Origin of the sequence: Treponema pectinovorum (assembly GCF_900497595.1) — a bacterium.
Lineage (GTDB): Bacteria > Spirochaetota > Spirochaetia > Treponematales > Treponemataceae > Treponema_D > Treponema_D pectinovorum.
This window is the reverse complement of record NZ_UFQO01000006.1, coordinates 1-21,491: the sequence shown is the minus strand read 5'-3', so window position 1 is coordinate 21,491 and position 21,491 is coordinate 1. Positions and strand designations below refer to the sequence as shown.

At 38.2% G+C, this 21,491-nt stretch carries 15 protein-coding genes; 12 read left to right on the top strand and 3 right to left on the bottom strand.

Going from position 1 to position 21,491, the window contains the following annotated elements; all coding sequences use genetic code 11:
• Nucleotides 1-130 precede the first annotated feature (130 nt).
• Nucleotides 131-2,131 carry a S1 family peptidase gene (locus FXX65_RS08665; protein WP_187116250.1) on the bottom strand — a complete coding sequence of 667 codons (2,001 nt, stop codon included), beginning with the start codon at nt 2,129-2,131 and terminating at the stop codon, nt 131-133.
• A 307-nt stretch (nt 2,132-2,438) separates the two neighbouring features.
• Here FXX65_RS08665 and FXX65_RS08660 point away from each other — a divergent pair, with 307 nt between their 5' ends.
• The 11 genes from FXX65_RS08660 to FXX65_RS08610 all read left to right on the top strand — a co-directional run bounded on the left by FXX65_RS08660 (nt 2,439) and on the right by FXX65_RS08610 (nt 16,185).
• Nucleotides 2,439-3,611 (top strand): ABC transporter substrate-binding protein, encoded by a 1,173-nt coding sequence (locus tag FXX65_RS08660; RefSeq protein ID WP_147615941.1) that lies wholly within the window; start codon nt 2,439-2,441, stop codon nt 3,609-3,611.
• 61 nt (nt 3,612-3,672) lie between these two features.
• Nucleotides 3,673-4,557, top strand: coding sequence for a branched-chain amino acid ABC transporter permease (locus tag FXX65_RS08655; RefSeq protein WP_147615940.1), 885 nt, complete (start codon nt 3,673-3,675; stop codon nt 4,555-4,557).
• A gap of 8 nt (nt 4,558-4,565) precedes the next feature.
• Nucleotides 4,566-5,696 carry a branched-chain amino acid ABC transporter permease gene (locus tag FXX65_RS08650; RefSeq protein ID WP_147615939.1) on the top strand — a complete coding sequence of 377 codons (1,131 nt, stop codon included), beginning with the start codon at nt 4,566-4,568 and terminating at the stop codon, nt 5,694-5,696.
• The gene (locus tag FXX65_RS08645) at nt 5,686-6,534 is read left to right on the top strand and encodes an ABC transporter ATP-binding protein (protein ID WP_147615938.1); all 849 of its coding nucleotides are present in this window, start codon (nt 5,686-5,688) and stop codon (nt 6,532-6,534) included. Before FXX65_RS08650 ends, FXX65_RS08645 begins: the two co-directional genes overlap by 11 nt.
• Nucleotides 6,528-7,244, top strand: a complete 717-nt coding sequence (locus FXX65_RS08640; protein ID WP_147615937.1) for an ABC transporter ATP-binding protein — start codon at nt 6,528-6,530, stop codon at nt 7,242-7,244. The genes FXX65_RS08645 and FXX65_RS08640 overlap by 7 nt, the downstream gene beginning before the upstream one ends.
• The gene (locus FXX65_RS08635; protein WP_147615936.1) at nt 7,241-8,458 is read left to right on the top strand and encodes a flagellar motor switch protein FliG; all 1,218 of its coding nucleotides are present in this window, start codon (nt 7,241-7,243) and stop codon (nt 8,456-8,458) included. The genes FXX65_RS08640 and FXX65_RS08635 overlap by 4 nt, the downstream gene beginning before the upstream one ends.
• Nucleotides 8,439-11,489, top strand: a complete 3,051-nt coding sequence (locus FXX65_RS08630; protein WP_187116249.1) for an insulinase family protein — start codon at nt 8,439-8,441, stop codon at nt 11,487-11,489. Before FXX65_RS08635 ends, FXX65_RS08630 begins: the two co-directional genes overlap by 20 nt.
• Nucleotides 11,490-11,533: 44 nt before the next feature.
• Nucleotides 11,534-11,752, top strand: coding sequence for a hypothetical protein (locus FXX65_RS08625; protein WP_147612716.1), 219 nt, complete (start codon nt 11,534-11,536; stop codon nt 11,750-11,752).
• A 72-nt stretch (nt 11,753-11,824) separates the two neighbouring features.
• Nucleotides 11,825-12,994 (top strand): hypothetical protein, encoded by a 1,170-nt coding sequence (locus tag FXX65_RS08620; protein ID WP_147615934.1) that lies wholly within the window; start codon nt 11,825-11,827, stop codon nt 12,992-12,994.
• 85 nt (nt 12,995-13,079) lie between these two features.
• Nucleotides 13,080-15,668: an ATP-dependent chaperone ClpB gene (clpB, locus tag FXX65_RS08615; protein WP_147615933.1), complete on the top strand. Its 2,589-nt coding sequence runs from the start codon at nt 13,080-13,082 to the stop codon at nt 15,666-15,668.
• Between the two features lie 19 nt (nt 15,669-15,687).
• A complete protein-coding gene (locus tag FXX65_RS08610; protein WP_147615932.1) occupies nt 15,688-16,185 on the top strand; it encodes a hypothetical protein in 498 nt (165 codons plus the stop codon).
• A gap of 2 nt (nt 16,186-16,187) precedes the next feature.
• On the opposite strand, the gene rlmJ is transcribed toward FXX65_RS08610, so the two are convergent.
• Nucleotides 16,188-17,048 carry a 23S rRNA (adenine(2030)-N(6))-methyltransferase RlmJ gene (gene rlmJ, locus FXX65_RS08605; protein WP_147615931.1) on the bottom strand — a complete coding sequence of 287 codons (861 nt, stop codon included), beginning with the start codon at nt 17,046-17,048 and terminating at the stop codon, nt 16,188-16,190.
• Nucleotides 17,049-17,266: 218 nt separating this feature from the next.
• Between rlmJ and tyrS the strand changes: the two genes are divergently transcribed.
• Nucleotides 17,267-18,511 carry a tyrosine--tRNA ligase gene (tyrS, locus tag FXX65_RS08600; RefSeq protein WP_147615930.1) on the top strand — a complete coding sequence of 415 codons (1,245 nt, stop codon included), beginning with the start codon at nt 17,267-17,269 and terminating at the stop codon, nt 18,509-18,511.
• 228 nt (nt 18,512-18,739) lie between these two features.
• Here tyrS and FXX65_RS08595 read toward each other — a convergent pair whose 3' ends face one another.
• Nucleotides 18,740-21,310, bottom strand: a complete 2,571-nt coding sequence (locus tag FXX65_RS08595) for a penicillin-binding protein 1A (protein WP_147615929.1) — start codon at nt 21,308-21,310, stop codon at nt 18,740-18,742.
• Between the last annotated feature and the right edge of the window lie 181 nt (nt 21,311-21,491).

Here is a 21,491-nt window from a genome sequence, read left to right as displayed (position 1 = left end):
TGTCGTTGTGGCAAACCCTTTTTTTACGGCTAGGGATACGGAAGGCTTGGCCACCGCAGTCGAGCAAAGCGAGCGAGGAGGCTGTAGCGATAGCGCAACCTGTAGTAGCCCGACCCGCAGGGGAGCCGCCTTATGATTTTAATTTTATGCTCTTTTTTATTTTTGTGATGAAATTTTGTGCTTCTTTAAATTTGTTTTGACCTTCTACTTCTACTGCCCAAAGATACAACTCTTTTGGATCTTGTTGAGAAGATCCTTGTGCAAATTCTCTTGTGTCGATGTAGGTGAGTTTTTCTTCGTTATATGGAGTGCCGTCAAAAGGAGCGACTGCATTTACTATGCTGTTCCAAGCCGATTTTGTTTCTTCGAGTGCGTCCTCTTGTGGAGCGAACATCTTTCGTACGTAGATTCCGCGATAGTCGCCCTTTTTTGCGTCGGTGTATATTCCTGTTGCTACTGTCTTTAAGTCGATTCCATTTTGATTTTTTACAAAGCCTTGAATTGCAACTATCTGCGTTTCGTCGTCCCATTTTATGAGTTTTGAAGGTAGTTCAAATTCTGCCACTGCTGAATTGAAAGTTAGTTTTTTTGACTCTTCTGCAATTTTAAACTCTTTTTCGTTTTCGCTTTTTAATTCTTGTAGAGCTTTTGTGGCTTTTGTGTAGAGTTTCCAGTCTTTAACTTTTCCGCCATAGCGGATGTATACATGGTCTGTTACGAAATTTAAGTCGAGATAGTCGGCTGAGTAGATAGAACTGCTTGAACTTGCCATCATCATTACGTAAATTCCTGTTGGGATTGGCAGGGCGTAGGTTACTAGAGTGCCGTCATAAAAATCGATTCTGTAATAATTTACGAGCCAAGTGCGCCCCCAAACGTCTTTGTGGGTATCGCTTCTTACTGGATTGCCAAGTGAGGTTATTTTTATGTTTTCGTTTGCAACTGTTCTATAAAGACCTGAGGCTTTTAAGCAATAATCTGTAACGACTTTTGGATTTTTTACCAAGTCTTCTATAGTTACATCATCTGGACGGTGTATGCGGCAAAGATAATAGTTCATCATCTGGCCAATCTCTACAAATCCGTTATTTTCCAGTTGAACGCGCTGCGTTTTTGGCTGTGCGTAATCCCAAGTTCCAGAATCTTTTAGATAGAAAGTGAGCGGAAAAGGTGCTCCATACGCTTGATACATGATTTCTGCTTTGCCTTTTAAATTTGTAAGTCCTTTTTTGCCAAAAGGATTGTATTCTTCGCGAATTTGCTCGACTCTGTCTTGAATATTTTTTTTGTAAAGCTGTGTAAGTTCATTGTGAAGTTGAGAAAGAGGTTTTGGAAGTTCACATTCGTACTTCCATTCTGTGTAAAATCTTTCTGTTGTTATATTTGGAATTGTGTAATAGTAGCGAGAATCGACTATTCCTTTGTTTTGTGGCGAATCCAGTGCTTCTTGAATTGGAAGCGCATAGTTTAGGTTTTCGTTTGCACTTTTCATTGCAACTATGCCAACAACATCGCCATTTGCTGTTATCAGCGGTCCACCTGAATTTCCCGGGCTTGCTGCAGCTGAAAACCTGAGCCACTTCCACGCTCCATCTTTTTCTTCGAAAGTTGAACTTGTGTATGTTCCTGTGCGGATTATTATTCCTTCGCCAAGGGCGTTGCCGACAGAAAATACTGTTGTGTTTACTTCTATATCTTTTTGAATTTTAAGCCCTTTTGTTTTGTCTATTTTGTATGATGGAACTGAAAACCTTATGAAATCTCTTGAAGTTGAAAACTTTTCTATGTTTTCTATCTTGTATGTGTTTTGTTCCTGGTCTCGTATGTAAAAGTTTTTGTATATTGTGTCGCCGTAAAGTGTTACAACGTGTGCCGCTGTATAAAAATTGCCGTCTTCTAGGAGAAATGCTGTTCCGATTGGAATGAATTTATCATTTCTGATAGTAAAAGGCAGGCGTTCCAAAGGCAAATCTTTTTCGTAAGTTACTTCGTCTTGTTCTATTTTGTCTACTACAACTTCAAATACGCTGCCAAGAACTTTTGAATATATCTTGCTGTCTAATGAAATTTGAGCAAAAGATGCAAGAATGCAAAATGCTGCTAAGAATAGGCTTGTGATGATTTTCTTCATAATTTCTCCCATCGAGTTTTTTAGTTATTCTATTATAAGTATAACATTTATAACATTACAAAAAAGGATAGCATACTGTTATTTTTTTATAGGCTTAGGGGTACGAAAGGCTTGGCCACCGCAGTCGAGCAAAGAGGCGAGGAGGCTGGAGCGTAAGCGCAACCTGTAGTAGCCCGACCCGCGTTAGCGGGGAAGCCCCAGTTTTAAAATTTTATCAATAATATTGTATTCGATATTGTATTTGAATGGTTTTATAAAGAGTTGTATAATAGTGTGTTAATTTTTTTATTGCGAGGTTTAAGGATAAATGAAAAAATCTTTTCCTTTGGTGATGGCGTTATTTTTGTCATCGTTAGCTTTTGTTAGTTGTGGAGATAAATCTCCTACTGTAAAAATTGGTGTTTTTCAGCCCGCTTCTGGTGATAACGGTGCTGGCGGTAAACAGGAAACTCTTGGAACTCAATATGCCAACACTGTAACGCCTACCGTTAATATTGGCGGCACTGAATACAAGGTAAAACTTGAAATTGTTGACAACGAGTCTTCTAACGACAAGGCTGTAAGCGCTGCCTCTGAACTTATTTCCAAAGGTGTTTCTGTTGTTTTGGGTTCTTACGGCTCTGGTGTTTCTATTGCCGCTTCTGACACTTTTGCTGCGGCAAACCTTAGTGTTATCGGTGTTACATGCACAAATCCTCAGGTTACCGCTGGCAACGACCACTATTTTAGAATCTGCTTTTTGGATCCGTTTCAGGGTTCTGTTCACGCAAACCTTGCAAAAGATTATTTTCATGCTAAAAAAGCTTATGCCTTGGCAAAACTAGGCGATGACTATTCTGTTGGTCTTTGCAATTATTTTATCGAAGCGGCAAAAAAACTTGGAATAGATGTTGTTTACGAAACTTTCCCAGACGGAACCAGCGATTTTGCGGCTTATGTTGCGAATGCCAAAAACAGTGGTGCAGATGTTTTCTTTGCGCCTTCTTCTACTGAGGCTGCCGCTTTGATTATTGAGCAGGCAAATACTCAGGGGCTTTCTATTCCTATCCTTTCTTCTGACACCTGGGATTCTAATGTAATTCTTGCTTCTGCAAAAAACACAAATCTTGGAATTTATGTTACAACTTTCTTTGTTGAAGGTTCTTCTGATCCTAAAGTTTTGGAATTTGTAAACGGCTTTAAAAACTATTTGAATACAAACTCTACTGCAAAAACCAACAACGGTGGCGATGATGAAATTTCTGCTATGTCTGCTATGGGCTTTGACGCTTATTACACTGCACTTGAAGCGCTAAAAAATGCTGGTTCTACCAAGCCTGAAGCTGTAAAAGCCGCTCTTCCATCTACATCTATAAATGGCGTTTCTGGTAGCATTGCTTTTGACAAAACTGGCGATGCGATTAGAGATGTTGCTTTTATAAAAAAAGTTGACACTAAGACTGGAAAATGGGAATTTGTTGCCCAGCAGTCTGTAAAATAAAACGATATGAAGAAACAGGCACTTTTTATAGAAGTGTCTGCTTTCTTTAAAAGGGACTTTGATGAATTTTTTACAGGGGAATCTGCCGTACATTTTGGCTGGAGTATCGACTGGCGGTCAATATGCGCTCATTGCCATTGGTTACACGATGGTTTATGGCATCCTTCGCCTTATAAACTTTGCCCACGGAGATGTCTTTATGGCTTCTGGGCTTATAATGATTTACAGTTATACTGTAATGCCGCTTTGGATTTCTGTTGCACTTACGATAATACTTACGGTTCTGTTAGGCTTTGCTGTAGAAAGATTTGCTTACAAGCCTCTTAGAAGCGCACCTAGAATGTCTATAATGATTTCTGCGATTGGAATGTCGTATCTTTTGCAGAATTTTGCGCTGTATGTTACAGGCGGCTTGCTAAAAAAATATCCTACAATTCCTTGGATTTCTGATTCTGTTTCGATTTGTAGAGCGATAACAAAACGCGTTACTCTTATAACTCCTGTTTTGACTTTGGTATTGGTTTTTGCTTTGGTTTTGCTGATAAAAAAGACAAAAATTGGCATGGCTATGCGAGCCGTTTCTAAAGATTTTGAGACCGCTCAACTTATGGGCATAAAAATCGATTCGGTTATAAGTTCAACTTTTATAATCGGTTCGTTTTTGGCTGCTATAGGTTCAATCCTGTTTTTTTCAAACTATCCTGGAGTTACTCCAACCGTTGGGGGAATGCCTGGATTAAAGGCTTTTGTTGCTGCAGTTTTTGGAGGAATTGGCTCTATTCCAGGAGCGGTGATTGGTGCATTTATAATTGGAATTTGTGAAAATCTAATAAAAGGAATTGGCTGGACAACTTTTAGCGATGCCTTTACTTTTTTCCTGTTGATAATAGTGCTGATGTTTATGCCTACAGGTCTTTTTGGTGAAAAACAGACCGATAAAGTTTAGGATTTTTTATGAATACAAAAATTGAAAATAAATTAAAAAACACAGACATATCTAAACGAAAAAATCTTATTTCGCTTTTTTGCCTTTTGGCATTCATTTTTATTTTGATTGTTGTTTTAGAAGCAATTTTGCCAAAAACTTCTATCTTGTTTACAGTTTTAAAAAAGGGAGCAATCTATTCCCTTGTTGCTGTAAGCATGAACTTATTAAACGGCTTTACCGGGCTTTTTAGCTTGGGGCAGGCGGGCTTTATGCTTTTGGGTGCCTATACCTATGGAATTTTTACGATTCCAGTCGAAGCACGCGCTCAAGTGTATCAGTATTTTAATGGCGGTCTTATTCAATTTGCGCTTCCTGTTCCTGTGGCTTTAATACTTTCTGGACTTGTAGCCTGTGCTTTTGCATATCTTATAGCACTTCCCGTTCTCCATTTAAAATCCGACTACCTTGCGATTGCAACCTTGGGCTTTGCAGAAATAATAAGGGCGATTTTTCAGTGGGATAAACTTGGCGCAATAACGAATGGTTCAAATCTTTTAAGAAAGTATCCGGTTTTTCAAACCTGCATCTTTTATTTTGCACTTTCTGCGCTGTGCATTGCTTTGATTGTCCTGCTTTTAAATTCGACTTATGGAAGGGCTTTTATTGCAGTTAGGGATGATGAAATTGCAGCCGAAGCGATGGGAATCAATCTTTCTAAAACCAAACAGCTTTCGTTTGTTATAAGTTCATTTTTTGCAGGAATTTCCGGAGCGATGCTTGCTATGTTCCAGACGACAATACAGGCAAGCCAGTTTAAGTCGAGCCTGACTTACGAGATTTTGCTTATCGTTGTGATTGGTGGCATGGGTTCAATTACAGGCAGTTGTATTTCTTCATTTTTGTTTATCGCCTGCTCGGAATGGTGGCTTAGATTTTTGGACAGGACTTTTACCATAGGCTCGTTCACCGTTCCACTTTTGCGGCCGGGCTTTAGGAAAGTTGTTTTTTCGATTGCGATAATGTGCATCGTTCTTTATTGGCAAAGAGGAATTATGGGCGACAAAGAATTCAATATAAAATCGATAATAAAATTCTTTAACTCGCTTTTCCATGCTAAAAAAAGCAAAAAATCTTTGGAGCAAACTGATGGCAAATAAGGTTTTAGAACTTGAAAACATAACGATGCAGTTTGGCGGTGTTGTGGCTGTTAAATCTCTTTCTTTGGAAGTTTTCAAAGGAGAAATCGTTTCTTTGATAGGTCCAAATGGAGCAGGAAAAACTACAGCGTTCAACGTTATAACTGGCGTCTATTCGCCAACAAACGGAAGGGTGTTTTTTAACGGTGAAAAAATTGTAGAAAATCATCCTCGTGGTAAGATGAAAAAACTTTACGGCGGAGGTGAGGCAAATCTTTATTCAAAGCATTTAGAGCCGTCTCCAGACAAGATAACAAAACTCGGTATTGCGCGTACTTTTCAGAACATAAGGCTTTGGAAGAGCCAGTCTGTTTTTTTTAATGTTTTAACGGCGATGCACTTGAGAAGAACGAGCAACATCTTTACGGCAACATTTAGACTGAATTTTGAAGAAGAGAAAAAGCAAATTCAAGAAGTTGAACGGCTTTTAAAAATTTTAGGTTTATATGAGGTAAAGGACGAAATTTGCACTTCGCTTCCGTATGGTTTGCAACGCAGGTTGGAAATTGCGCGTGCGCTTGCAACAAAACCCTCACTCCTTTTGCTCGATGAGCCTGCTGCAGGAATGAATCCTCAGGAAACTCTTGAACTTACTTCTTTTATAAAGCAGATTCAAAAAGATTTTTCGCTTACAGTTCTTATGATAGAGCACCACATGGATTTAGTTATGGATATTTCTGATAGAATTTATGTTTTAAATTTTGGTTCGCTGATTGCAAGTGGAACTCCAGCAGAAATTCAAAACAATCCAGAAGTCATAAGTGCATATCTTGGAGAAACGGAGGATGAAAATTGCTAGTTGTAAAAAATTTAACTGTTTCTTATGACGGAATAAAGGCTCTGCGCGGAATTGATTTTGAAGTTCCAGATGGAAAAATCATAACTTTGATTGGTGCAAATGGTGCTGGAAAATCCACACTTTTAAGGACAATAAGCGGACTTGTAAAGGCAGAAAGCGGTTCAGTCATCTTTGATGGAAAAGAACTTTTGGGACTTTCTGTAAACAAAATATGTGAGCATGCTATAGCGTTAAGCCCAGAGGGTAGGAAAGTTTTTGCGGATTTGACAGTTGTTGAAAATTTGCGGATAGGTGCCTATTTACGTAAAGATAAAGTTCAGATAGAAAAAGACTTGCATTGGGTTTATGAACTTTTTCCTCGATTAAAAGAGCGAAGCTGGCAATATGCAGGAACATTATCTGGTGGAGAGCAGCAGATGCTTGCGGTTGGAAGGGCTTTGATGAGCCGCCCCAAACTTTTAATGCTCGACGAGCCTTCTTTGGGACTTGCGCCTCTGATAGTTCAGCAAATTTTTGACATAATCGGCGAAATAAATAAAGCGGGTGTTACAATTCTTTTGATTGAACAAAATGCTAACCTCGCTTTAAAGATTTGCAATCAGGCTTATGTATTGGAAACCGGTTCAATAGTGCTAAGCGGAAGCGGAAAAGACCTTTTGGAAAACGACACTGTAAAAGAAGCGTATTTGGGAAAGAAAAGCGTTAAATGAAGTTTACAGATTTTACTTTAAATGCTTATAAAAAATCTCAGGAACCTCTTTCCAAATCTTCCAGTCAAAGCGAAGATTCTGCGGACGCAGTTTTTTCTAGCGCTAAACCTTCATCATCATTACTATCATCTTCTTCTGCTGTTGCATCTTCGCTAAAAAATCAGGGGCTTTTAAAAGTTCCTTATCCTGTTGAAAAAAATACAGCAGGTTTAAAAAAGCAGGTTAGTCAGGACAGCGTTTACAGGCGTGTTGCAAAATTTTTAATGCTCATAGGAGTTGAAGAAGCGGCAAAAATTCTTCCTCACCTTAGCGAAGTGCAGACAGAAAAGATAATCCCAGAATTTGCAAAAATCACTTCTATAGATAGCGAAGAAGCAAGCCAGATTCTTGAAGAATTTAAAAATCTTACTGCAAAAGCCCGCGAAAACGGCGGAGTAAGCACAGCAAAAAATATCTTGGAAAAAGCGTTTGGAAAAGATAAAGCAAACGAAGTTTTAGAAAAAGCGGTTCCTTTTAAAAACGGGAAACCTTTTGAATATCTTGCAGATGCAGAAAACGAAAAGATTTTTGCTCTTTTAAAAGACGAATCTGCGCCTGTTCGTGCATTGGTATGCTCTCATCTGCCACCAAAAAAAGCGGCTTTTTTTATGCAAAATTTGCCAGAAAATGAAAAAAAAGAACTCGTACTTCGACTTGCAAAATTAAAAGAGATGAATCCATTTATAGTAGCAAAGACCGATGAGGCTATTCAAAAAAAAATGAACTCTCTAGTGATTCAAAAATCGGATTCGATAGACGGCAAAAATATCCTTGCGCATATCCTTAAATGCATGGACGGAAAAACAGAAGAAGAGCTTTTAAATAGGATTGCGGAAAAAGAGCCAGATTTGAGCGTAGATTTACGAGAGCGCTTATTCACTTTGGACGATGTGATTTTTGCAGATGACAGATTCATTCAAACTATGCTTTCAAAGATGGAAACAAAAGAAATCGCATATTTGATTTTTGGAAAAAAAGAAGAGTTCCGCAATAAAATTTTAAAAAACGTTTCTATGAATCGAAAAAATATGATAATCGATGAAGAAGAAAATCGAAAACCTTTGAGCAAACAGGAGTGTGAAAAAGTTACCGCGTTGTTTTTTTCTAAACTCCGTCATGCTTTTGAAGAAGGGAAACTCATTATAAATGGAAGGAATGACGAAGTTTATGTCTGAAAAAAATAAAATTTTACAAAAGGGGAGCACTTATAACGGATTTAGCGTTTTGAATGTATTTGAATTGAACGATTTTCATTCAACGGCTTTTTATCTTAGGCACGAAAAAACAGGCTTAGAGGTTTTGCATCTATTGAATGACGAAACTGAAAATCTTTTTTCATTTTCGTTTAGAACTCCAAATTTTAAAGGAAACGGACTTGCTCACATAATGGAACATTCTGTTCTTTGCGGCTCAGAAAAATATCCGTTAAAAGACCCGTTTACTCAACTTTCAAACCAAAGCGTAAAAACCTATTTAAACGCTGCTACCTATGCAGACAAGACGGTTTATCCTGCAAGTTCAACTGTCGAAGCAGATTATTTTAACCTGATGAGCGTTTATGGAGACGCAGTATTTTTTCCAAAACTTTCTCCAGAGATTTTTGCACAAGAAGCGTATAGATTGGATTTTGCAGATGAAAAAAAGCCATCTATACAAGGCGTTGTATACAACGAAATGAAAGGGGTCTATTCGTCTTTTGAAGAAGTTGCAAGTGGAGTGCCATCAAAAAATCTTTTAAAAGGAACAATTTACGAGAAAGATTCTGGAGGAGACCCTGTTGAAATTCCAACCTTGACCTACGAAGAATATCTGGAATTTCACAAAAAATGGTATAGAGCAGAAAATTGCTTTGTGTTTTTGTATGGAAATATTCCCACTCAAAAGCAATTAGATTTTTTGCAGGAAAATTTTTTGAATCGCTTACAGCAAAAAAAAGATTTTATCCCATGGAATCCAAATGTGAAATCTCAAATATTAAAAAATCATTTTGGATTCGTTACCCCTCAAAATCTGGAAGCTCCACTGTTTGTAAAAGAATATGGACCTTCAGGCGAAGAAAATGAAAAGGGAAGCACTGTTTTACTTACATGGAATCTTGGACCTTCTTGTAATGCGTTTGAAACGATGGAAAAAGTTTTAGTTACAGGCATTCTTTTAAATCACGACGGTTCTCCATTGCAAAAAGCTTTGATTGAATCTGGTCTTGGAGAAGATACCGCTCCAGGCATGGGCTTAAATACTTTTTATTCTGTCTTGTTTACTGTTGGCTTACGCGGTGTCAAAAAAAATGCGGTAGAAAAAGTTAAAGATGTCGTTTTTAAAACTCTAAGGGAAATCGTTGAAAAAGGAATAGAAAAAGACGATATAGATTCAACCTTGATGGCCTTAGAATTTTCGCACCGAGAAATACGGCGAAGTCATGGACCTTATGCGATTTCGCTTATGCAGTCGCCAATCAACGCTTGGGCTTTTGGAAATGATATAGAAAAAAGTTTTAGGCTTAGAAGCATTATTGAAGAAGTAAGGATAAAAATTCAGTCTGAAAAAGGCTATCTTGAGCAACTGATAAATAAATTTTTTTTGAATAACGATAATTACATCATTACAGAAGTTATTCCTTCAAAAAAATACAATCGAAATCGAGAAAAATGTGAAAAAAAATTGATAGAAAACTTGCTCAAAAAAACTTCTGTAGAAAAAATAAAAGAACAAAATGCCGCTCTTAAATCATTTCAAACAAAAAAAGATGATTCTTCCTGTTTGCCTCATTTAAAACCACAAGATTTTATAAAGGACGGAAAACGACTTTCTGACAATTACGCTTTAAAGATAAAAACTCTTGAAGGAAGCGATTCAAAACCTGTCGATTTTTTTGTGAGTTCAGAAAATACAAATGGAATAACTTATTTTGAAGTTGGTTTTCCAGTTGATGTTTTGGATGCAAAAGATTACGTCTGGCTTCCGCTTTTAGCAGATACAATTACAGATTGTGGTTGGGGAAATTTGGATTGGATAAAAGCGGCGTCCATAACGGCGTTAAATACAGGCGGAATTTCGGCAAATCTTTTACCAGGTGAACTTTGCAAAACTCAAAATTCACTTTCGTTTATAAACGAACATAATTTTTGCGGTCGCGATTGGCTTGTTTTTAAATTGAAAGTTATAGATGAAAAAATCGAACAAGGTCTAAAATTATTGAGTGATAACATAAATTTGGTGGATTTTAAAGACACAAAACGCCTAAAAGATATTGCAATTGAAGCAAGAAACGATATCGATTCAAGCATAATTCCCGGCGGACACCAGTATGCGATTTTAAGAGCTGCAAGAAAATTTTCAAAAGTTGCGGCCGTCGATGAAATTTGGAATGGACTTACGCTTTTTTATAATCTGCACACTCAGGCGGAAAATTCTCAAACACAAAATGCGCAAATATTTAATAGAATATTTAAGGAAATAAAACAAGGTGGAGGCTTTGTTCACATAACAGCAGAAGAGCAAACTTTAAAAAAAGTTGAGCCACTCATAAAAAAATTTGTAAAAGATATTTCGCTTACAAAACTTAAAGAGGCGAAAAAATCAACTTTGGAAGACTTTGTTTCGCTTACAGAAATCCAAGGTGTTGGCGATTTTGAAGGCGATGAATATTTTGTAATTCCAGGACAAATCGGTTTTGCAGCGCAAGCGTTTTCAGGAATTGCTTATGGGCAAAAAGGGAATGCCGTAATCGACGTATGCACTCATTGGCTTTCAAATATTCTTTTGTGGGAAAGAATTCGCACAGTTGGTGGTGCTTATGGGGCATATTGTGAAACGGACTCAATCTCTGGAAGAATTCTTTTTGCAACTTATAGAGATCCTTCGCCAGAAAAATCAAACGATGTTTTTGATTCCTGTTTAAAAGATGCTTCTCAAATGGAATTTTCCCAAAGCGAGGTTGAAAAAGCGGTGATGGGAACTTATTCTCAGTTTGTAGCGCCTAAAACTCCGCAAGCAAGGGGATATATCGAACTTTTAAGAACTCTATATGCGATTGATGAGCGAGATAGGGAAAATAAACTCTTTGAAATTTTGAATTGCTCAAACGAAGACTTTAAATCAACCTTAAAAAAACTCTCTGATTTCTCTATGCAAAGGAAATATCGTGTTATAATAGGCTCTGAAAAAGATGGAGTAAGTGGAAAAAAAATATATTTGCCACTATAATTATCTACGCTATAATGTTTTAGTTTTGACAAGGAAGCGATATTATGAACAAGAAAATTGATACATGTGTAAAGATGATGAGACAACTTGTTTCCGATATACAGGGAGCTCCTTATCCAAGTGAACAATTTGAACTCGAGCTCTATAAAATTTGGTATGAGCATGTTCAAAAAGCGGCAGTTGACTGTTTTGAATACCTTGATGAAAATTTCCCTGGAGAGAAGGAAGATTTTGATAAAACTCTTAATGGGATGTTCAGATAATGTTTAAAGAAATCCACCGTATGCCGAAAATCATACGAGAGGGATTTTTATCTGGCAAGGTGGGATGCGTTGATGTTATCATCAAAAAAATATAATCGCTTTGATACTTATTTGTTAAAAGGAAAATTAAAGCGCAACGGATTTGAACACTGGCGATATGTTTTTACAGGAATAAATAAATCAACAGGAGAACAGCGAGCCTTTTTTGTAGAACTCTATTATGTAAACCCGCTTGTTTCTCCAAAAGAACCTGTGCTTTCTCAAAAATCTCAATTAAAAATTTCAGATTCGGATTTGCAATACGCTTTGGCAGGCACTATTTCTGCTGAAAATGTATCTCAAGAAGTCGCTTTGCTTCCAAGTTATGCACTTGTAAAAGCCGGTGCATACGGAAAAGACGGAAGACAATTCAATTCTTTTAATCCAGCTTCTTCGCTTGTGCATCAAAAAAATGAAAAAAATTTTAAAGTTGGCTCTTGTATCTTTGGAGCAGATGTATTACTGGGCGAAGTTGAACTTTTGCCACAAGAAGTAAGGGAGCATCCTGAATACCTTTGTGCTTCTGGTAGGATGAAATGGAATCTTCACTTTGAAAAAAATATTGAATCTCCGCCACTTTGCGCTAATAAAACAAATTTTTGGATTCCTATTGGTGCAAAAACCGTTTTTGCTGGAACTGTAGAGCTTGACGGTCAAGAATATTCTGTTGTTCCACGGAATTCTTCAGGCTACATAGATAAATCCTGGGGTGTGAGCCCTGCAAATCCGTTTTATCATCTTTCTTCTTCAAATCTTACGAGTTTGATTTCTGGCAAGCCTTTGACAAAATCTTGTTTTTCGCTTGAAGGAGAATTTGATAAAAAACTCAGCGTTTTTATAAAATTTGAAGGGCAGAGAATCGCTTTAAATGCAAATTCATTTTTTGATAAATATTCTGAAATCCACACCTGGTCGCAGATGCCTGTTGATGCTGACGGCGAAAAATTGCATTGGACAATCAGCATTCACAGAAAAAAATATGTAATCGATTTAGACCTCTACTGCAAAACTTCCGAAATGTTTGTCCGCGATTATGAAATTCCTCAGGGCGAAAGGTCTTTGTTAAAGGTTTTAGGCGGCGGAAGTGGTTTTGGCGAAATTAAGATTTTCAGAAAAGTCAAAAAAAACCTTGAACTCATTGAGCACGCAAATGTTCTGGATTGCATTTGCGAATACGGTTCTGTTGACAAAGGCGACGAATAAAAATCATTAAAATTGTTTGATTAAATTTTACCTTTTCTTTTTTTGTGATTATCTTGAATTTATAGAGTGGAAAGAGAGGTAAAAAATGAATTTAGAACGATTTACATTAAAATCTCAAGATGCGTTGCAGGAAGCTTCCTCGCTAGCATCTCAAAACGATAATTCTGAAATTTCTGTTGGTCATATTTTAATCGCTTTGCTCCAGCAAGAAGACGGTCTTGTTCGCCCAATCGTAGAAAGGATTGGAGTAAATGTGCAGGATTTGATTCGAAGTGTAAACGACATTTTGCAGGGTGAAGTTAAGGTTTCTGGAAACGTGAATTTAACTCTTTCATCTTCTGCGCAAAAAGTTTTGGCACGTGCAGAAAAAGAGATGGCTTTTCTAAAAGACCAGTATGTTTCTGTTGAACATTTGCTTCTTGCCATGAGCGAAAGCGAAGATAAAATCGGTGAACTCCTGAGAAAAAATGGAATAACACGCGAAGCAATTCTTGAAAGCATTAAAATGGTTCGGGGAAATCAAACTGTCGATAGCCAAGATCCAGAAAGCAAAATGCGTTCGTTGGAAAAATATTGTACAGATTTAACTGCAAGGGCAAGACAGGATAAAATCGATCCTGTAATCGGTCGTGATGAAGAAATCAGGCGTGTTATGCAGGTTTTGGTTCGTCGCACAAAGAACAATCCTGTTTTAATTGGTGAGCCAGGAGTTGGAAAAACAGCGATTGTCGAAGGACTTGCGCGTCGTATTGCAAGTGGCGATGTTCCAGAGAGCTTAAAAAACAAGCGGCTTTTAAGTCTTGACATGGGAAGCCTCGTTGCAGGTGCAAAATTTAGAGGCGAATTTGAAGAAAGGCTCAAGGGCGTTATAACCGAAGTTTCAAAAAGCGAAGGTCAGATAATTTTATTCATCGATGAATTGCATACTATTGTAGGTGCAGGTGCAAGCGAAGGCAGCATGGACGCTTCGAACCTTTTAAAGCCTGCTCTTTCAAGGGGCGAATTGCATGTTATAGGAGCGACAACTCTAAACGAATATCGCAAATATATCGAAAAGGATTCTGCATTGGAAAGGCGTTTTCAGCAGGTTTTGTGTGCAGAGCCTACGGTTGAAGACACGATTGCGATTTTGCGTGGCTTGCGCGATAAATACGAAATTCATCACGGTGTAAAGATAAACGACGAAGCTCTGGTAAGTGCGGCTGAACTTTCAAATCGATATATCACAAATAGATTTTTGCCCGACAAGGCGATTGACCTGGTCGATGAAGCGGCAAGCAGACTCAAGATGGAAATTGAAAGCGAGCCTACAGCCTTGGATCAACTTGAAAGAAAAATTCTTCAACTTCAAATTGAAAAGCAGTCTCTTTCAAAAGAAGACGATAAGGCAAGCCTTGAACGTTTAAAAAAACTGGAACAAGAGCTTGCAGAAATAACTGCGAGCCGCGATGCGATGAAGATGGAATGGCAAAACGAAAAAGCCAAAATCGACAAATCGCGAAAGTTAAAGGAACAGCTTGAAAATGCACGATTTGAACAGGAAAAATTCAGCCGAGAAGGCAATCTTGCAAAGGCAGCAGAATACAAGTATTCAATAATTCCTGAATTGGAAAAAAGCCTTGCTGCAAGCGAAGCTTCAAATCAGAAAAATCTCAACGAAGATGTTCAATCTCTTTTGCGACAGGAAGTTACAGAAGAAGACATCGCTCGCGTCGTAAGCGTTTGGACAGGAATTCCTGTAAGCAAAATGATGACAAGCGAAAAACAAAAATATATTGAGCTGGAAAGCGTATTGCACAAGCGTGTTATCGGCCAAGACGAAGCGGTAAAGGTTGTAAGCGATGCGATAAGGCGAAATAAAGCAGGTTTAAATGATCCAAACAGACCTTTGGGTAGTTTTATGTTTATTGGGCCTACAGGAGTTGGAAAGACGGAATTAGCAAAAACGCTTGCAGATTTTCTTTTTAACGATGAAAAAGCTCTTACGAGAATCGATATGTCCGAGTATATGGAAAAATATAGCGTATCGCGTCTTATTGGAGCGCCTCCAGGATATGTTGGTTACGACGAGGGAGGTCAGCTTACAGAAGCGGTTAGAAGAAGACCTTACAGCGTAATCCTTTTTGATGAAGTTGAAAAAGCGCATCCAGATGTATTCAATGTTTTGTTACAGGTTTTGGATGACGGAAGACTTACAGATGGGCAGGGAAGAGTTGTCGATTTTAAAAATACGATAATAATAATGACTTCTAACATTGGAAGCGATTTGATTCTTGCTGCTGGCGATGATAAGAATTTTGATTTAAAAAAATTAAAAGGGGAGTTGAATTCGCTTTTAAAATCAACTTTTAGACCTGAGTTTTTAAACAGAATTGATGAAATCGTCATGTTTAACAGGCTTTCAAAAGATGTGATTGGCGGAATAGTTAAAAATCAACTTGAACGCGTTCAAAAACGTTTGGAAGGCAGGAGAATCACGCTTACATTTGAAAAAAGTGCAATCGATTTCCTTTCGGATATTGGCTACGACCCTAATTTTGGTGCAAGACCTGTAAAGCGCGCAATTCAGAATTATCTTGAAAATCCGCTTGCAAAGGAAATCCTTGCTGGAAAATTTGGTGAAAATTCAAAAATTGTAGTTACAGGAGATAAAACAGGCTTACATTTCGCCTAAAAAACAGTAGTATAGTCCTATGAAAAAGAAAATATTGATTGTATGTGCATTCTTTGCATTCACGATTTTTTCTGCAAGTGCAGATATTGGCTTGGGTGCAGAATTGGGTTTTGAAAGCGATGTATTTTATAAGCCTTATTCAAGAGGCTTTGTAAGTGCAACTTTCCGAAGTAATGAAATTCCTTGGTGCTTTTCTGTGAATTTCTTCCCATTTGATTCGCAATTTGTTGCAAATGCTGATAATTGGGTTGTAAACAAAACTCTGTCCGCTCCTTTAAGGTATTTTTTATTTTGGGGAGTGAGTGCAAGGCTTGGGTTCAACAAATTTGCGATTGCCGCAGGACCGAGGTTGGGAGCTGGCCTTGATTTATTTTTACTCAAGAAACGACAACTCGAACTTTATTGGCAGATGTCGTGGAATCCATATCTTGGGGTCGAGGATAGAAATGGAGTGAGTGCGATGATTCGCCCATTCCACTTTCCTATCGAATTAGGTGCTCGCTGGTGGTTTAGATAGTTTTATTCCTTTAATGCATCTTCCATTGCGTTGAGAGAAAATTGAATCCGCTCTTTTAAATCAAAGGGCGGATTTACTACCAGCATTCCAGAACCATACATTTTAGAAAACCCTTCCACATCTTCCGCATTTTTTGCTTGCAATTCAAAAAAAATACATTTTTCGTCATCTGTTTTATTTTGTTTTTCTACATTTGAATAAATCGTCTGTTTTAAAAATTCCGCTTCGTTTTCTCTGTCTTTTAAAAGAGGATACCAAAGCAAAAAAGTTCCTGTCATCCATTTTTTATACGAGGCGATAAAATACTGCGCTGTTGAATAAAAATCGTCAGAATCTTCGTAACTTGGGTCAATAATAACGCATCCTCGTTTTATTTTTGGTGGCAAAACAGCATTCAACATTTTTGCCGCATCTTTTGAAAGAACTTGAATGTGGGGCAGTTCATCTTTTTGAATCAGAATTTTTTGACTTAAATTTTTTTCAAGTTCAATTTTTATCTTTGGGTGAAGTTCATTTAAAATAAGTTGATCATTTTTTCTTAAATAACAGCGGGCGATTTCTGGACTTCCAGGATAAAATCCTTTTTCTGCATACGAAACGAGAATTTTCGAAAAAGAATTTCCAAACATCGTTTGAAGATTTTTTTCGTTTTTGTTGAGAAGTTTTTTTATTCCGTTTTTTGCTTCTCCAGTTTTTTCAAGCCTGTCATCATCAAAAGCGTATTTTCCTGAAGCGCTGTGGCAATCTATAACTGTAAAAGGTTTTTCTTTTTTTAGCAGGTGTTCCAATGTGTATGCAAATACCGTGTGCTTTAAGATGTCTGCAAAATTTCCTGCGTGGTAGGCGTGTATATAACTTAGCATATTTCTTTTTCAATGATACTGCAAAAATGCTCGTAATTGAATAGCCTCTATTTTTTCAGTAAAATTAAAGCATGAATAAATTGGATTATCAGATTTGCTACAGAAAAATCTACAATTTTAAAGATTGAATTGCATTCATTTTGTGCAATTTTTTATTGCGAACATCTATTTTGTATATCAATTTTATATCGTATCGAAATTTTTAAGGGGAATAAAATATGAACAAAGCACTTGAAACTCTAAAAGAGAGAGGATTTTTTGCTCAATGCACGGATGTGCAGGGGCTTTCAGATTTGATGGATAAAGGTTCTATAACTTTTTATGTAGGTTGCGATCCGACGGGTCCTTCGCTTCATATTGGGCACATGGTTCCGTTTTTTGCGCTCCGTCATTTAAGAGATGCAGGACACCACGGAATTGCATTGATTGGTGGCGGAACTGCAAGAATTGGCGATCCGTCAGGGAAAACTGAAATGCGCAAGATGATAACCTACGAGCAAATAGATTCAAATGTGGAAAAGATAAAGGCACAACTCGACAGGTTTATCGGTTTTGACGAAAAAACTGCATTTAGCGATAACAATAAAAACTGGCTTGCGGACTTGAACTATATAGATTTTTTGCGTGATATTGGTTCGTGTTTTTCTGTAAATAAAATGCTCACTTTTGAAGCATACAAACAGCGTCTTGAAAAGGGGCTTTCGTTCATTGAATTTAACTATCAGCTTTTGCAGGCTTACGATTTTTATATGCTTCACCAAAGGCATGGCTGTGCTTTGCAGATTGGTGGCGATGACCAGTGGGGAAATATAACTGCTGGAGTTGATTTGATAAGGCGAAAACTCGGCGGCACAACAGAATTGAATGCTGAACATCAGGTTTACGGTCTTACTTTTCCTCTTATAACTCGCTCAGACGGAAAGAAAATGGGTAAGACAGAAAAGGGTGCAATTTTTTTGGATCCACAGCTTACATCTGTATTCGACTTTTTCCAGTATTGGAGAAATGTTGCAGACCCAGATGTTGAAAAATTCTTTAAATTGTTTACTTTCCTTCCACTCGGTGAAATTTCAAAAATCTGTTCGCTCGATATAAACGAGGCAAAACAGAGGCTTGCTTATGAAGTAACCGCTTTGATTCATGGAAAAGACGAAGCGGATAAAGCACTTGCTGGCGCAAAAGCGGCTTTTAGTGGCGAAGGTGATAAAAATCAGATGCCAACAGTGGAACTTTTAAAAGCGGATTTGGAAAATGGCATAGGACTTTTAAATCTCTTTACAACTGTAAAATTGACAGCTTCAAATGCGGATGCGAGAAGGCTTGTTCAGCAAAATGGGGCTTCTGTAAACTCAAATCTTATAACAGACGTAAAATACACTGTAACTTCAAAGGATTTGGATGCGGACGGAGAACTCGTTTTGCGCGCAGGAAAGAAAAAGTTTTGCAGAGTTTTGTTTAAATAAAAACAGCCGACACTGCTTGTAGGTTGTATATCCTTGTGCGACAATGCGGCAGGGCCTGGAGTGGCGGCGAAGCCGTCGACCGCAGGAGCAAAGCGACGAGGACGATGAGCGTTAGCGAAGGGCGCAAAGCCCGTTTTTTGCGAAACGCAAGTGGAGCAAAAAGCCGCCCATAAAATCATAAAAAAATATGAATGTTAAAATGCCTTCAATAAAACGAAGGCATTTTTTTTAGTCCATTAAATAGTTGTAGGCTGGAGCTGTGCCATTTTCATCTAAGGTGTCGTTTTGGTAATCTGCAAAATTGTCAAAACTATTGCGGTCATTTGCCTGCTGAGTTTTTGTAAGGTCAAAGGTCAAAGGTGCATTTGTGTTTTCACGGATTATCAAATCGCTTGCAAAACCTGCACCGTAAAGCTCTTTTTCGAGGCGATACATTCCAATCGTGCGGCTGGAATTTGTTCTTGAATGAACTGTGCAGACTTCTGTTGGCTGAGTTCCTTCCAAATACCACGCTGTAACTTTATGATTTCCACATTCTTCTGTTAAAATTCCGCCGCTTACAGAGCATACTGTCGCTTGAATTACACCTGTTGCCGGTTTTGGAAACTCTTTCATTGCAAGACCTGTGTGTACTTTTCTCATAAAGTCCGTCCAAGCGTAACCTGCAAGCGTTGAGCCTGTTAATTGAAGCCCTAATGACTGACCTGGCTTGTCAAACCCAAACCAAAACGCAGAAGTGTAATAAGGTGTGAATCCAACAGTCCAAGCGTCTGCCCAGTTTTGTGTTGTTCCAGTTTTCCCAGCAGCTGGAATTTGATATTGCTTTCCTTTTGAATCTGTATAGCGAAATTTAGTTCCGTTTGCACTTGGTCCTGCCAAAGTTCCAGATTTTACTGTGTTTTTGAGCAATTCTGTCATAACAAAAGCATTTTGCTCTGAAATAACTTGTGCTTGCCTTCCTTTTTGCTGTTGAGCTGCTCTAACTTCTTTTTCTGGATTTAAGAAAACATTTCCATTTCTGTCTTCTACAGAGCGAATCGCGATTGGCGTTACTTCTTTTCCGCCTCCTGCAAAAACAGAATATGCGCGTGCCATTTCTATAGGACGCACTGAACAAACTCCAAGCCCTATAGGATAGCCTGGAACAAAGCCTCTGCTTGGAACTTCATCTTTTGGAATTCCCAAAAGCGAAATTGCTCGGTTTATGGCAGCATCGAATCCAATTCCGTCTAAAACTTTTAGAGAAGGAACGTTCATTGAGTGTGCGAGTGCATACCAAAGTTGAACATCGCCTTTCCATTCCCCACGGAAATTTTGCGGAATGTATGGTTTTCCGTCTGCCGTGTGGAAAACCACAGGTGTATCTGAAATTATTGTAGTAGGTGTAAAATTCCTGGAATCTATTGCGGCAGAATAATATAGAGGTTTAAACGAGGAGCCAGGTTGAATTTTTGCCTGCACTGCGCGAATAAATTGATTTTCGCTGTCGAATTTGCTTCCACCGACTAGTGCGGTTATATAGCCAGTTTCGTTTTCTAGGGCAACCATTGTGCCTTCGATTGTTGTTTTGCTGACTTTTACTTTTGCCTGCTGATTTGCCTTGTTTATTGCGGCAAGTTTTAATTCGTCCATCGAAAACATCAACGACATAACGTCTAAAACTGGGTTTAACTGGCTTGTGTATGTTGCTTTAGAAATCGCTTCGTTTCTCTGTTCGCTAACCTTTAAACCGCCAAGGTTAAAAGTCAACGCTAAAAGTTCTGTCATTGGAGTGTAAACAGAAAATGCCTGATTCGTGCGCTCTCCTGTAGAACGCTGGTAAGTCCTGTTTGCGTAGCTTATGTAGCGGTCCATAACATCTTGTGCTGCAAGCTGATTTTTCAAATTTAAAGTTGTGTTTACAGTAAAACCAGAAGTGTAGATGTCTTCTGTTCCGTATACCAATTTTCCAAGTTCACGTCTTACGTATTCAGAAAACCAAGGGGCTTTATCATCTTGATTGAATACTGTTGCGTTTGAAGTTCGGGTGTAGTCAAAATTCGCCCAGTAGGAATCGAAACTTTCATCTGCCTGTTCTCTAGTTATGTAGCCAGAGCTTACCATCGTGTTTAAAACATCTTTTTGCCTGTCCATTGCACGATTTGGATATTCAAAAGGATTGTAAAATGCTGGGTTTGAAAGTTGAATAACCAGAATAGCCGCTTCTGCCGGTGTAATCGCCCTTGCATCGTGATTAAAATAGTATTTTGATGCAGCGTTTACTCCATAAGTTCCGCCACCAAAGTAAATTTTGTTCAAATAAAGTTCAAGAATTTCATCCTTTGTGTAGCGTCGTTCCATCTGGATTGCCCACCAAAGCTCTTTTAACTTTCTTTTTATAGACATATCAGAGCGGTCACAATAAAGAGTTCCTGCAATCTGCTGTGTTAAAGTTGAGCCGCCACCAAGCGACATTCCTGTCAATTTTCCTACAACAGCGCGAAAAACTGCCTTTGTCGAATATCCCCTGTGCTCATAGAAGAGCCTGTCTTCTCGCGATATAAGCGCATCTAGCATACATTGAGGAAGTTCTTTGATGCTTATTATCTCTCTTTTTTCTTCCGAGGCGAGTTCTGTAATCAATTCGCCATTTATATCGAGAAGTTTTGTTGGTAAAGCGGTGTTGAATTGAGTAAATTGTTCGTTATCTATTATGAATTTTGTGCTTGCAAGTGCAAGTCCAAGCCCTGCTCCAAATAAAACCGCACATAAAAAAAGGCTGTAAACAGCGACGCGGGTAGACTTTTTGATTTTATTCATATTCTTTACAGAATAAAAAATTAAGGGCTTTAAGTCAATGTTTTGTATTTTTGATTTATGAGTGTTTGTGTCGGGAAAAAATACAATTACAAAAAAAAAGACCGGCTTGCACCGGTCTATGCCCATCAGGCAATCGGGCGCCAATGGGTGGGAGGGGATAATTGAACGCCCGACATTATAA

Bases quoted from the DNA above. Each gene is read 5' to 3' on its own strand.
- FXX65_RS08665 (WP_187116250.1), bottom strand. From the start codon at position 2,131: ATGAAGAAAATCATCACAAGCCTATTCTTAGCAGCATTTTGCATTCTT.
- FXX65_RS08660 (WP_147615941.1), top strand. From the start codon at position 2,439: ATGAAAAAATCTTTTCCTTTGGTGATGGCGTTATTTTTGTCATCGTTA.
- FXX65_RS08655 (WP_147615940.1), top strand. From the start codon at position 3,673: ATGAATTTTTTACAGGGGAATCTGCCGTACATTTTGGCTGGAGTATCG.
- FXX65_RS08650 (WP_147615939.1), top strand. From the start codon at position 4,566: ATGAATACAAAAATTGAAAATAAATTAAAAAACACAGACATATCTAAA.
- FXX65_RS08645 (WP_147615938.1), top strand. From the start codon at position 5,686: ATGGCAAATAAGGTTTTAGAACTTGAAAACATAACGATGCAGTTTGGC.
- FXX65_RS08635 (WP_147615936.1), top strand. From the start codon at position 7,241: ATGAAGTTTACAGATTTTACTTTAAATGCTTATAAAAAATCTCAGGAA.
- FXX65_RS08630 (WP_187116249.1), top strand. From the start codon at position 8,439: ATGACGAAGTTTATGTCTGAAAAAAATAAAATTTTACAAAAGGGGAGC.
- FXX65_RS08625 (WP_147612716.1), top strand. From the start codon at position 11,534: ATGAACAAGAAAATTGATACATGTGTAAAGATGATGAGACAACTTGTT.
- FXX65_RS08620 (WP_147615934.1), top strand. From the start codon at position 11,825: ATGTTATCATCAAAAAAATATAATCGCTTTGATACTTATTTGTTAAAA.
- clpB (WP_147615933.1), top strand. From the start codon at position 13,080: ATGAATTTAGAACGATTTACATTAAAATCTCAAGATGCGTTGCAGGAA.
- FXX65_RS08610 (WP_147615932.1), top strand. From the start codon at position 15,688: ATGAAAAAGAAAATATTGATTGTATGTGCATTCTTTGCATTCACGATT.
- rlmJ (WP_147615931.1), bottom strand. From the start codon at position 17,048: ATGCTAAGTTATATACACGCCTACCACGCAGGAAATTTTGCAGACATC.
- tyrS (WP_147615930.1), top strand. From the start codon at position 17,267: ATGAACAAAGCACTTGAAACTCTAAAAGAGAGAGGATTTTTTGCTCAA.
- FXX65_RS08595 (WP_147615929.1), bottom strand. From the start codon at position 21,310: ATGAATAAAATCAAAAAGTCTACCCGCGTCGCTGTTTACAGCCTTTTT.